The sequence below is a fragment of the Bradyrhizobium sp. SRL28 genome (genome assembly GCF_018596315.1).
Taxonomy (GTDB): Bacteria; Pseudomonadota; Alphaproteobacteria; order Rhizobiales; family Xanthobacteraceae; genus Bradyrhizobium.
This window is the reverse complement of sequence record NZ_JAHEAG010000008.1, coordinates 16,793-29,398: the sequence shown is the minus strand read 5'-3', so window position 1 is coordinate 29,398 and position 12,606 is coordinate 16,793. Positions and strand designations below refer to the sequence as shown.

Annotated in this window: 11 protein-coding genes; 4 read left to right on the top strand and 7 right to left on the bottom strand. The window is 63.0% G+C overall.

What is annotated here, in order from left to right:
• Positions 1–57: 57 nt before the first annotated feature.
• Positions 58–1,152, top strand: coding sequence for a methyl-accepting chemotaxis protein (locus KIP88_RS18680; RefSeq protein ID WP_214489420.1), 1,095 nt, complete (start codon positions 58–60; stop codon positions 1,150–1,152).
• Between the two features lie 17 nt (positions 1,153–1,169).
• On the opposite strand, the gene KIP88_RS18675 is transcribed toward KIP88_RS18680, so the two are convergent.
• Positions 1,170–1,718 carry a pyridoxamine 5'-phosphate oxidase family protein gene (locus tag KIP88_RS18675; protein ID WP_214489419.1) on the bottom strand — a complete coding sequence of 183 codons (549 nt, stop codon included), beginning with the start codon at positions 1,716–1,718 and terminating at the stop codon, positions 1,170–1,172.
• A gap of 162 nt (positions 1,719–1,880) precedes the next feature.
• On the opposite strand from KIP88_RS18675, the gene KIP88_RS18670 reads away from it, so the two are divergent.
• Positions 1,881–3,404 (top strand): PLP-dependent aminotransferase family protein, encoded by a 1,524-nt coding sequence (locus tag KIP88_RS18670; RefSeq protein ID WP_214489418.1) that lies wholly within the window; start codon positions 1,881–1,883, stop codon positions 3,402–3,404.
• Between the two features lie 15 nt (positions 3,405–3,419).
• On the opposite strand, the gene KIP88_RS18665 is transcribed toward KIP88_RS18670, so the two are convergent.
• The 5 genes from KIP88_RS18665 to KIP88_RS18645 all read right to left on the bottom strand — a co-directional run bounded on the left by KIP88_RS18665 (position 3,420) and on the right by KIP88_RS18645 (position 8,517).
• A complete protein-coding gene (locus tag KIP88_RS18665; RefSeq protein WP_214489417.1) occupies positions 3,420–4,139 on the bottom strand; it encodes a haloacid dehalogenase type II in 720 nt (239 codons plus the stop codon).
• 141 nt (positions 4,140–4,280) lie between these two features.
• Positions 4,281–5,279, bottom strand: a complete 999-nt coding sequence (gene glpX / locus KIP88_RS18660) for a class II fructose-bisphosphatase (protein ID WP_214489416.1) — start codon at positions 5,277–5,279, stop codon at positions 4,281–4,283.
• Between the two features lie 76 nt (positions 5,280–5,355).
• The gene (locus tag KIP88_RS18655; protein ID WP_214489415.1) at positions 5,356–6,675 is read right to left on the bottom strand and encodes a homoserine dehydrogenase; all 1,320 of its coding nucleotides are present in this window, start codon (positions 6,673–6,675) and stop codon (positions 5,356–5,358) included.
• Positions 6,676–6,702: 27 nt separating this feature from the next.
• Positions 6,703–7,923 (bottom strand): LL-diaminopimelate aminotransferase, encoded by a 1,221-nt coding sequence (locus tag KIP88_RS18650; protein WP_214489414.1) that lies wholly within the window; start codon positions 7,921–7,923, stop codon positions 6,703–6,705.
• A gap of 285 nt (positions 7,924–8,208) precedes the next feature.
• Complete coding sequence (locus tag KIP88_RS18645) at positions 8,209–8,517, bottom strand: hypothetical protein (protein WP_214489413.1); 309 nt, start codon at positions 8,515–8,517, stop codon at positions 8,209–8,211.
• A 292-nt stretch (positions 8,518–8,809) separates the two neighbouring features.
• Here KIP88_RS18645 and KIP88_RS18640 point away from each other — a divergent pair, with 292 nt between their 5' ends.
• Both KIP88_RS18640 and KIP88_RS18635 read left to right on the top strand, forming a co-directional pair.
• Positions 8,810–10,615 (top strand): alpha/beta hydrolase, encoded by a 1,806-nt coding sequence (locus KIP88_RS18640; protein ID WP_214489412.1) that lies wholly within the window; start codon positions 8,810–8,812, stop codon positions 10,613–10,615.
• A 70-nt stretch (positions 10,616–10,685) separates the two neighbouring features.
• Positions 10,686–11,084 carry an MAPEG family protein gene (locus tag KIP88_RS18635; RefSeq protein ID WP_214489411.1) on the top strand — a complete coding sequence of 133 codons (399 nt, stop codon included), beginning with the start codon at positions 10,686–10,688 and terminating at the stop codon, positions 11,082–11,084.
• A gap of 82 nt (positions 11,085–11,166) precedes the next feature.
• On the opposite strand, the gene KIP88_RS18630 is transcribed toward KIP88_RS18635, so the two are convergent.
• Positions 11,167–12,576, bottom strand: a complete 1,410-nt coding sequence (locus tag KIP88_RS18630; RefSeq protein WP_214489622.1) for an outer membrane protein — start codon at positions 12,574–12,576, stop codon at positions 11,167–11,169.
• Positions 12,577–12,606 lie beyond the last annotated feature (30 nt).

Here is a 12,606-nt window from a genome sequence, read left to right as displayed (position 1 = left end):
TTGAGTCTCGCCAATCCGCAGAAGATTGGCCGCACAAAGACTGAGGAAGTCCCGCCAATGTCCGTCGCGCTTCGCTCCCAGACCGCAACCATCGCAAAACAGCCCGGTAATTCAGCGGGCGCCGAGGATGAAGCCGACGTTTCCGCGCTGATCGCCAGATTGACCGCCGAGGTCAACCAGGTCGCCTGCGAGAAGACCAAGTCGATCCAGAAGATCACCAACCAGATGAAGATGCTGGCGCTGAACGCGCTGATCGAGAGCTCGCGCGCAGGCGCACAAGGAGCCGGCTTCGCCGTGGTGGCGCAGGAAGTCCGCAACGTCGGCCAGCAGGTCGAAACCATCGCCCGCGAGCTCGAAAGCCAGCTCACCAACCGGACCGGCAATCTGATGAACTCGATCGCGCAGATGGCCGACCGCTCGCGCGGCGAGCGCATGGTCGACCTGTCGCTGAACGCCATCGAATTGATCGACCGCAATCTCTATGAGCGCACCTGCGACGTGCGCTGGTGGGCGACCGACTCGGCCGTCGTCGATTGCGCGTCCGCGCCGGAGGCTGCCACTGTTGCCCATGTCTCGGAACGGATGGCCGTGATCCTCGGTGCCTACACCGTCTATCTCGATCTCTGGCTGTGCGATCTCGACGGCACTGTGCGCGCCAATGGCCGCGCCGGTCGTTTCAACGTCGTGGGCCAGAACGTGGCGCACACCAAGTGGTTCCGGGCGGCGCGTGCCTTGCGAACCGGCGACGAATACGCCGTCGGCGACGTCGAATGCCAGCCTTTGCTCGGCAACGCCCAGGTCGTCACCTATTGCGCCAGCGTTCGCGAAGGCGGCAAAGCCAACGGCAAGCCGACCGGCGTGCTGGCGGTCCATTTCGATTGGGAGCCGCAAGCCCGCGCCATCGTCCAGGGCGTGCGCGTCGGCGCCGCCGACAAGGCCCGCGTGCTGCTGGTCGATTCGAATTTCCGGGTGATCGCGGCGTCCGACGGCCAGGGCCTGCTCACTGAACGCGTCTCGCTTCCCCTGGAGGGCCGGCGCTCCGGCTTCCATCAGGACCGCTCCGGCGCGCTGGTCGCCTTCCACGCTACGCCTGGCTACGAGACGTATAGAGGGCTCGGCTGGTTCGGCGTGATCCAGGGCGGAGCGGGATAGGCAGCGCATTCTTGGCGTCACGGATGCGCGTTCGGCGTTTTGGTTCTGTCTTTCGCAGGCCATTGCTCGGAGAGCGCTGGTAGAGCCATTTCCTTGCCCGTCATCCGCTCGACAGCAATGGCGTAAACCGTGATCATGTCGATGCGCGGGAAAAAGCCCTTGGGCCGCTTGCTGTCCGGCTTGCCGTATTTTTCCATCAGCGCCTCGCAGAAGCGTTGCTTGACCGCCCTTTCCTCGGCGATCCGAATTTTTCCGAACACGATCACGCTTTGATACGCCAAACCGGAATCGCATTCAAAACGGCCGTAATCGAACACCTCGTTCGGCTCGTCGATCTCAAAGCAAATCCGTGGCTCGCGTTCGACGTTCGCCCGCAAATGTCCCGTGGCGCTGCCGGTATGAACGTATATTTCGCCGTCCATCCAGATGTAGAGCAGCGGAATGCAATAGGGATAGCCATCCGCCCCGATGGTCGCGAGCTGTCCACTGAACGCGCGCTCCAGCATTGCATATGCTCGCGGCTCGGACATCGCGCGATCGGCGCGGCGCAGTTGAGGCGAACTCATGCAGACCTCCGTGAAGCCGGGGTTGAAAGCGCGCACCCGGCGGTCGCACCGGCTTGAAGCGCCCTTCACGTCGGCATAGCCTGACTAGTGGTTTGTCGAAAAGGTCCACTTCTCGCAAGATTGCGATACCACTTTTGCGCTGACCCAAAACCGGATGCCGACATGAAAAGCCGACAAAGCTGGGCAGACCTTTATGCGTTCGAGATCGTCCGCACGAGCGACACGCCGCTCTTCCGCCAGCTCTATCTGCAGTTTCGCTCGGCGATCCTGTCACGACGCTTGCGGCCGGGAACGAAATTGCCATCCACGCGAGAGCTTGCCACGCAGCTCGGCGTTTCACGTTCGGCCGCGGTCGCCGCCTACGAGCAGCTACTCGCCGAAGGGTATACGTCCGGCCAGCACGGGTCCGGCACCTACATATCGCCTGATCTTCCCGAACCGATCGTGGGAAACCCACAAAGACGCATGAAACCCGCGGCGGCGATCACGCCGAGCGCCGTACAAATGCAGCCCTTCAGCGATTTCGTCGACGTCACGGTGCAGAGCGATGAGCGGCCATTCAACCTGGGGCGCACGCTGATCGACGACAGAACGCTCGAGCTGTGGCGCAAACTGAGCGCACGTACCTTTCGGTCGCTAGCTCCGAACCATTTTGGATATTCCGACCCGCGCGGCTCGATCGAACTTCGAAAAGCAATCTGCGATTATCTGCAGGCAGCGCGGGCGGTGAACTGCGATCCCGACCAGATCGTCGTAACGGCCGGAACGCAGCAGGCGATCGACATCGTCATCCGGATCCTTCCGAACCGGAACAGGGAGGTCTGGGTCGAGGACCCAGGCTATCCGCTGACGCGACAGGCCCTGCTGGCCGCGGGCGCCACGGTCCATCCGATCCCTGTCGATGCACAAGGCATCGACGTCGGCTCAGGTATCAAATCGGCGCCGAACGCCTGTGCCGTGTTCGTGACGCCCTCCCACCAATTCCCGACAGGTGTCGTGCTCTCGATGGCCCGTCGTCTTGAACTTCTCGCCTGGGCACGAAAGAAGAATGCATGGATCGTCGAGGACGACTATGCCAGCGAATTCCGATATGGCGGCCGGCCGCTTGCCTCGCTTCAGGGGCTCGATGAAGGCGAGCGTGTCCTTTATGTCGGCACACTCAACAAGGCGCTCTTTCCAGGCTTGCGGATCGGTTACGCCGTCATCCCGCATGCGCTGCTGCGGTCGTTCGTTGCCGCCCGCTATTTGATGGACCGGCAGCCATCGACCTTAAGCCAAGCCGTGGTTGCCGCCTTCATGGAAGAAGGCCACTTCGCCGCGCATATTCGTCGCATGCGCTTGCTGTATCGGGACCAGCGCGATGAGCTGGTTGCCGCTCTGGAGAGCCAACTCGGCACCGACCTGATGGTCAATGCGCCGGACCAGGGTATGCACCTCGTGGCCTTCACGCGGCGAGGCCTCTCGGACGTGGCCATCGAGCGCGCCGGACGCCAACATGGCGTCGTCGTCCGGCCCATGAGCCGCCTATACCTTGCTGCATCGCCGCGATCTGCACTGGTGCTTGGTTTCAGTGGCCACTCGCGTCAGACGATCGTTCCCGCGGTTGAACGTCTGGCGCGGACCGTGGAGATGCAGTCGAGGCCTTCTGCACGTGGGAGGCAGCGCATAGCGACGCCGAAGTGCTGACGTGGCTTGTCTTCGCTAGCACCCCAGCCGGTCGGCAATCCCGCCAAAATCCTTGGCGACGATGTCCCAGTCGCCCTTGGCCTCGAAATCGTACTTCTGGTGCGGGCCGTATTCGGTGGGACGCGCGACGAAGGCGGTCTTGAGGCCGTTCTGCTGCGCAGCCTTCAGGTCGCCGTTGTGGGCAGCAACCATCATCACCTGCTCCGGCGGCAGGCAAAGCAGTTTGGCGGCGCCGAGATAGGTTTCGGGATCGGGCTTGTAGTGCTCGAACAATTCCGCCGACATGACGAGGTCCCACGGAAGACCTGCGAACTTCGCCATGTTGGTCAACAACGCGACGTTGCCGTTGGAGAGCGGCGAGATGATGTATTTCTTCTTCAACCGAGTCAGGCCGGGCACGCTGTCGGGCCAGGGATGCAGGCGGTGCCAGCCCATCGTCAGGTAGTGTAGATCGACGTCGCTCAGTCCCTGGATCGACATATCGGCGACCAGTTTTTCCAGCGACCGCCGGTGCAGCGTATCCAGGATCTGATAGCCACGCTCGGGATGCTTTCGGACCTCGTCCATCGAGGCCATGTAGACGCCGCGCCAGCCATCGACCAAGGCGGTCCAGTCCGCCCGGATGCCCGAGGTCTCCGACCATTTGGTGAAATCGTTGATGAGGCTGGTGCGCCAGTCAACGACGGTGCCGAACACGTCGAACACCAGGGCCTTCACCGCGGACACGTCGGACATTGGTCGCCTCCCCACTTCTGTCATTCCGGGGCGCGCAACGCGCGAGCCCGGAATCCATTTTGCCGCCAGCTCCGCCGATGAATGGATTCCGGGTTCGCTTCGCGCCCTCAGGTGCGCAATCGCGCACCGGCGAATGACAACTCAATCCAGGTGAAACTTATCCAGCTGCCGGTGCTCGGCCTTGATGTAGCGCACCGTGCCGGTGACCGAGCGCATCACCACCGTTTCGGTCTCGATGACGTCCTTGCGGAACTTGACGCCCGACAGCAGCGAGCCCGTGGTGACGCCGGTTGCCGCAAACAGGCAGTCGCCCCGCACCATGTCCTCGATGCCGTAGATCATCTTCGGATCGATCACGCCCATCTTGCGCGCGCGCTCCCGCTTCTCGTCGCTGTCGAGGATCAGCCGGCACTGCATCTGGCCGCCGATGCAGCGCAGCGCCGCCGCGGCCAGCACGCCCTCGGGTGCGCCGCCGGTGCCGATATACATGTCGACGCCGGTATTGTCAGGATCGGCGCAATGGATCACGCCCGCCACGTCGCCGTCGGTGATCAGCCGCACCGCGGCGCCGGTCGAGCGGACGCCGGCGATGATATCGGCGTGGCGCGGGCGATCGAGCACCAGCACCGTGATCGCGGCAGGCTCGACGCCCTTGGCTTTCGCCAGGCGACGGACATTGTCGGCAGGCGACGCGTCGAGCTCGACCACGCCCTTGCTATAGCCCGGGCCGACCGCGAGCTTCTCCATGTAGACGTCGGGCGCATGCAACAGCGTGCCGCCATCGGCCATCGCCATGGTCGCGATCGCGCCCGGCATGTTCTTGGCGCAGAGCGTGGTGCCTTCCAGCGGGTCGACGGCGATATCGACCTGCGGACCTGCGTTCAGCCCGACCTTCTCGCCGATGAACAGCATCGGCGCCTCGTCGCGCTCGCCCTCGCCGATCACGATGGTGCCTTCGATCGGCAGCTTGTTGAGTTCGCGGCGCATCGCATCGACGGCAGCCTGGTCCGCCGCTTTCTCCTGGCCGTGGCCGCGCAACCGCGCGGCCGAAACCGCGGCACGTTCCGTCACCCGCACGATTTCGAGCGTCAGGATGCGCTCGAGCAGCAATTGCGGCGGAACGGAAATATGGGTCGACATCGGCTTACTCCTCTAAAACCTGCACGGGCCTCTCGGTCCGCCATCAATTTGGCGCGCGATCCATTCGGATCCCGCGTCAGTTTTTCTCGATCCGTATCACCTGCGGCCGGCCACTGATCACCTTGTCGCGCTGAACGGCTTCGAGCGCACGATACACCGCATCCTCTGACGTGGCGTAGGTAATCAGGATCACCGGAACTGGTGACGCTTTCTTCGCAGAGCCGTTCGCATCGACGCCTTCCGGATGGCGCTGCACGATCGATTCCAGCGAAATCTTCTGTTCGGCAAGGCGGGTGGCGATAGTGGCGGCGGTGCCGGCGAGGTCACGCGCCATCAGGCGGATGTAGTAACCGCCCTCGTGGCGCTCCATCGGCGCCTTGCTGGTTTCGCGCAGCCGCTCCACCGGTCGCCCGAACGGCTTTGCGCGAATGCCGCGCGCGACGTCGGCGATATCGGCCACCACGGCAGACGCCGTCGCGGCACCGCCGGCGCCCGGCCCTACCAGCGTGATCGGCGGGATGCCTTCGCCGTCGATGGTGACAGCATTGGTGACGCCCATCACCTGCGCGATCGAGGACGATTTCGGCACCATGGTCGGATGCACCCGCTGCTCGATGCCCTTGGCGGTCCGCACCGCCACGCCGAGCAGTTTGACGCGGTAGCCGAGTTCCTCGGCCGCACGCAGATCTTCCGGCGCGATCGAGGAGATGCCTTCGACATAGACCGCGCTCTGCGCCACCTTGGTGCCGAAGGCGAGGCTCGCCAGGATCGCCAGCTTCTGCGCGGTGTCGTGGCCATCGACGTCGAACGACGGATTGGCCTCGGCATAGCCGAGCCGCTGCGCGTCCTTGAGGCATTCGGCAAACGACAGACCCTCCTGCTCCATCCGGGTCAGGATGTAATTGCAGGTGCCGTTGAGGATGCCGTAGACGCGGTTGACGCCGGTGCCGGAAAGCCCCTCACGAAGGGTCTTGATGACCGGAATGGCAGCGCCCACCGCCGCCTCGTAATTCAACGCGCCGCCGTGCTTTTCGGCCGCCTTTGCCAGCCGCACGCCATGCTTGGCGATCAGCGCCTTGTTGGCTGTCACCACCGACTTGCCGGATTTCAGCGCGGCCTCGATCGCCGACAGCGCCGGCTCGCCGGAGCCGCCCATCAGTTCGACGAAGCAATCGACGTTGGGGTCAGAGGCCAGCGCCAGCGGGCTTTTGGCCCAGTCGATGCCGCGCAGGTCCAGCGAGCGCTTTTTCGCCTTCGAGCGCGCGGTGACGGCAACGACGCGCACACCCCGCCCGCTGCGCTCGGACAGCGTCCGCGACTGCTCTTCGATGAGGCGGACGACTTCGGCACCAACGGTGCCGAGCCCCGCGATACCCACTCTCAGGGGTGCGACCATGAATGAGAGAACCTGCAATAGAAGGAATTAGCGCCGGTTGGCGAGAGGAACTACGTTGTGCAACGTTTCAATGCCGCTTTCAAGGAAGCGACGCACCCCGCGGGCGGCCTGGCGGATACGTTGCTCGTTTTCCACCATGGCGATGCGGACATAGCCCTCGCCATGCTCGCCGAAGGCGACGCCGGGCGAAACCACCACGCCTGACTTCTCCACCATCAGGGTTGCGAACTGCATGCTGCCGACGCTCTCGAAGGTCTTGGGCAGCGGCGCCCAGGCGAACATCGAGGCCTGCGGCGGCGGAATCTCCCAGCCCGCCCGGCCAAACGATTCGACCAGCGCGTCGCGGCGCTTGCGGTAGGTATCGCGCATTTCCTTGATGCAATCGTCCGGCCCGTTCAGCGCGGCGGTGGCGGCGACTTGAACCGGCGTGAACGCGCCGTAGTCGAGGTAGGATTTCACCCGCGCCAGGGCTGCGATGATCCGCTCGTTGCCGACGGCAAAACCCATGCGCCAGCCCGCCATCGAGAACGTCTTCGACATCGAGGTGAACTCGACCGTGACGTCGATCGCGCCGGGAACCTGCAGCACCGAGGGCGGCGGGCTATTTTCGTCGAAATAGACCTCGGCATAGGCCAGGTCCGACAGGATGAATATCTCGTGTTTCTTCGCGAACGCCACCAGATCCCGGTAGAAATCGAGGTCGGCGACATAGGCGGTCGGATTGGAGGGGTAGCAGACGATCAGCGCGATCGGCTTCGGGATCGAATGGATGATCGCGCGTTCCACGGCCTCGAAAAACTGCGGCGTCGGTTCCGAAGGCACCGAGCGGATCACGCCGCCTGCCATCAGGAAGCCGAAGGCGTGAATGGGGTAGCTCGGATTGGGGCACAGCACGACGTCGCCGGGCGCGGTGATCGCTTGGGCTACGTTGGCAAAACCTTCCTTGGAACCGAGCGTGGCGACGACCTGGGTGTCCGGATTGAGCTTCACGCCGAACCGCCGCGCGTAATAGGCGGCTTGTGCCTTGCGCAGCCCGTTGATGCCGCGTGAGGCCGAGTAGCGATCGGTCCGCGGTTTGCCCAGCGTCTCCTTCAGCTTCTCGATCACATGGGGTGGCGTCGGCAGGTCCGGATTACCCATGCCCATGTCGATGATGTCGGCCCCCGCATTCCGCGCGGCCGCCTTGGCCTGGTTGACCTTCTCGAATACGTAAGGTGGCAGACGACGGATGCGATAAAAATCTTCCATTGGACCCTTGCTCCGACAACCGGCAGGACAGAATCGGACGGAACCTTCGCGGCTATCGAAACCGGATTGGGTTTCGGTCAGAAGTCGCGCTCAATCAAGGATTTAGAGCGAATTCAGGCGCGAGATCCTCTGAGCTCTGGACCCGCAATGCGGTTGAATTGGGTTCTTTTACCACGGGAGCCCGGCGGCGCCAGTTTTTATGGCGTTTTCAAGCACCTCCGCTCCGGACCTGATCCGGGGGGCGGCCGGTTCGCGCCAGGACAGCGCGTCGAAATGACGGCCTTCTTACTTCTTGGCGGGCTTTGGCGAGGTGGAAGCCGGCGGGGTGGAAGCCGTCGCCTGACGGTCGCGGGCGGCCGTCAGTTCCGACTGGATTTTAGCCAGTTCGGCTGGCTTCATGGCCTCCTCGTTGCGGTCCGGCGGCAAGTCATGAACCGGTAGATAGCCACCGGCCTCCTTCGGACGCTCGGGCGCGTCGACCGGCAGGCCAACGCCCGGCATATCCGCGATCTGGGTCGAGCAGCCGCCGAGCGCCAATGCCGATGCGACCAGCGCGGCAATCGACCACAGCCTTATCGTTCGATCAGCCGGCATCCGTCCAAAAATCCCCAACTACCTGCGCACCCCTGCATCGCGATGGATCTATGCGCTGGTACGAGCCTTGCAACGCCAAATCGTCCCGCGGCGTTGATTTCGCTAGAACCGTTCAAACCATTGTCGCTCGAAACGATTAAAGCCCAAAGAGCAAATGTGATCGGTGCGGCCGCAATGTGTGCAACTTGTGTGAACACACAAACTTTATCGCAGTGCAACAGGGTTAACCCCAACCCTCTTGCCATCAATCGACGCGGTGACGAACGCGAAATGAACCTATAGTGTCCTTGATATGAGTGACGTCAACTCCGAAACGCAGTCTGCGAAAACCTTCAACGCCGAAGCCTTCGCCATGAACATCGCGAAGGCGATGGAGACGAGCGGCCAGGCGCTCGCGGCCTATCTCAAGCCGCGCGAGGGTGGAGAGCCGAAGGACAAGCCGCCCAACGAAATCGGTGAGGTCATCAAGACCTTCACCAAGGTGGCCGAATACTGGTTGACGGACACGCAACGCGCCGAAGACCTGCAGACCAGGATGGGCAAGGCCTATCTCGATCTCTGGGGCCAGGCCGCCCGCCGCATGGCCGGCGAAGCGGCCAAGCCTGCGATCGAGCCGTCGCCGCGCGACAAGCGTTTCAAGGATCCGGAGTGGAAGTCGAACCAGTTCTTCGATTTCGTGCTGCAGCTCTATCTGCTCACCGCGCAATGGGCGCAAGAACTGGTGAAGAACGCCGAAGGCGTCGATCCGCACACGCGCAAGAAGGCCGAGTTCTACGTTCAGCAGATCACCAACGCGATCGCGCCGTCGAATTTCATTCTCACCAACCCCGAAGTGCTGCGCGAGACGCTGGCATCGAACGGCGACAATCTCGTGCGCGGCATGAGGATGCTGGCCGAAGACATCGAAGCCGGCCGCGGCTCCCTGCGCATCCGCCAATCCGACCCGACGAACCTCGTCGTCGGAATCAACATGGCGACGACGCCGGGCAAGGTGATCTTCCAGAACGAGCTGATGCAGCTGATCCAGTACACGCCGACCACGGAGACGGTGCTGCGCACGCCGCTGCTGATCGTGCCGCCCTGGATCAACAAGTTCTACATTCTCGATCTCAAGCCGGAAAAATCCTACATCAAATGGTGCGTCGACCAGGGCATCACCGTGTTCGTGATCTCCTGGGTCAATCCGGACAAGGAACTCGGCAAGAAAACCTTCGACGACTACATGAAGGAAGGCCCGCTCACCGCGATGGACATCATCGAAAAGGTAACGGGCGAGATGAAGGTCCACACCGCCGGGTACTGCGTCGGCGGCACCCTGCTCGCCTCCACGCTGGCCTGGCTCGCGGAGAAGCGGCGCCAGCGCGTCACGTCAGCGACGTTCTTTGCGGCGCAGGTCGACTTCACCCATGCCGGCGATCTCCTGGTCTTCGTCGATGAAGACCAGATCACGGCGCTCGAACGCGACATGCACGCCGCCGGTGTGCTCGAAGGCAGCAAGATGGCGATGGCCTTCAACATGCTGCGCTCCAACGACCTGATCTGGTCCTATGTCGTCAGCAACTATCTGAAGGGACAGGCGCCCTCCGCCTTCGACCTGCTCCACTGGAATTCCGACGCCACGCGGATGCCGGCGGCCAACCATTCCTATTATCTGCGCAACTGCTATCTGGAGAACCGGCTCTCCACCGGCAGCATGGTGCTCGACAACACGCTGCTCGACCTGTCGAAGGTCAAGGTGCCCGTCTACAATCTGGCGACCAAAGAGGATCACATCGCGCCGGCGGATTCAGTGCTCTACGGCTCGCAATTCTTCGGCGGCCCGGTGAAATATGTGCTGTCCGGCTCCGGCCACATCGCCGGCGTGGTCAACCCGCCGGCCGGCGGCAAGTACCAGTACTGGACCAACGACAACATCAAGGACGTCACGCTGGCCGACTGGCTAAAGAATGCCACCGAGCACAAGGGCTCGTGGTGGCCCGACTGGCGGCAATGGCTGGAGAGCCTGGACGCCGAGCAGGTGCCCGCGCGCGCGGTCGGCTGCGAGGAGATGCCGCCGATCGAGGATGCGCCCGGCAGCTACGTCCGGGTCCGCGCGTAGCGCCGACTCGCGTTGTTGGGTATAATCATGCATCCCGTGCCGGGATTCGAAATCGTTTGAGGGGGAACCAATGACGCGCGAATTGTTCTGGCTGACTCTGACCGTGATTCTGACCGGGCTGTTGTGGGTTCCCTACATCATCAACCGCTGCCAGATACGCGGCCTTTCCGGCGCCATGGCCAACCCCTCGCGCAACGACAAGCCGCACGCAGACTGGGCCAACCGGCTGATGTTCGCGCATGACAACGCAATCGAAAACCTGATCATCTTCGCGCCGCTGGTCCTGATCCTCAACGCCATCGACTATTCCGACAGATGGACCGTGATGGCCTGCGCCGTGTATTTCTGGGCCCGCGTCGCCCATCTGATCGTCTACACGCTCGGCCTGCCGGTATTCCGCACGCTGGCCTTCACCGTCGGCTTCCTCGCACAAGCCGTGCTGGCGCTGGCGATCTTCAAGGTGGTGTGAGGCGACCTCAGTACACGAATCCAAAGCAAGAACCCCGGGGCATCGGCCCCGGGGTTTTTCGTTGGCGCTTCTGAAGCAGCACTCAGTACTTCGCAACAACTGGCGAATTGAAGTGGTAGTTGATGCCGGTGCGGAAGACGTGCTCGGTCACGGATCGGGTTGTCGTCGCCGGAACGACACCGAAGATGAAGCTGTCCGACGTCGAGCCGAGGTCGACGTAGAGATACTCGGTCTTGGTGGTCCAGTTCGGGCCCAGCAATCCCAGCAGCGTAAAGGGCGTTTCGATGCCTGCACCTGCGGTCCAGCCGGTATTGGTGTTCGAGAACGATTGCGTCACCGGGCCGACGAACGAGTTCGTGGCGATCTTGGTCTTGATGCTGCCGTAAGCGAGACCGCCGGTCGCATAGAACAGGGTTGAGCCTACCGAATAGCCCAGCCGCCCGCGCACCGTGCCGAACCACGGCAGCGTGGCGTCATAGGCCGCGAGAACCAAACCCGGGGTACAGAAGGTCACGCAAGTCTTGTTGTCTTTCTGCGTGCTGCCCTGAATATCGGCCTCCAGACCAACCACCCAGCTGGCTGCCTGCCAGTTGTAACCCGCCTGGACGCCGCCATTGATCCCGTCAGGAGCTAGGTTGAACGTCTCAAGCACCGCCGCCCCCGGAATGCTCATGGAGCTGCGATCGCGCCCGGTGCCGGATCCGAAATTGCCGCCGAGATAGAAACCGGCCCAATTGGCAGTGGCGACCGGCGCAGAAGCCTTGCCGCCGATCCGATAATTCAGGCCGACCCGAAAGATGTTCTCGCGAATTTCGGTGTTGATCGGAGCCGCAGCAAACAGCGTGGAAGCGTCGGTCTTGTTACCGAGATTGAGATAGAGATACTCGATCTTTCCGGTCCAGTTGCCGCCCAGCGCCGCTTCGACGCCGCTGCCGACCACCCATCCGCCCTGCGTGCGGTCAGTCGAGAACGTCGAGGTGAGGCCCGGTGCCGACTGGGTCACATCGGTCTTGACGTTTCCGAACGCGTAGCCGGCGGTCACATAGCTCAGCACCGGACCATTGGCGATGCCGATGCGCCCGCGCGCGGTCCCGAACCAGTCGAGCTTCTGGCGATAGGCTGTATTGACCCCGAGAATCGCAAAATTGGTGCGATCATCGCTCAGGCCGGCACCCTGAATATCAGCTTCGACACCGAAGACGATGGGTCCAAGCACCGAACCCGTTTGCCAGTTGTAGCCGACCTGGCCGCCGCCGAAGCCCCCCTGCGGCGAGACGTAGAACGAATAGGGCGATCCTGCGCCGATCCAGTCGTGCTGAAAGCGATCACGGCCAAGCCCGACGCCGGCGTTGACGCCGATGTAAAAGCCGGTCCAGTCGTAGACGGCGGCCAGTGCGGGAGCTTTGGTGTAAGGGCGGGCGGCGAGGTCTGCGGCGATCGAAGGGGCGGATCCCAGGCCAACGAGAGCGGTGGCCAACAGGTACTTCTTCATTTTCATTTACGGCATTCCCAGTCCGGCATT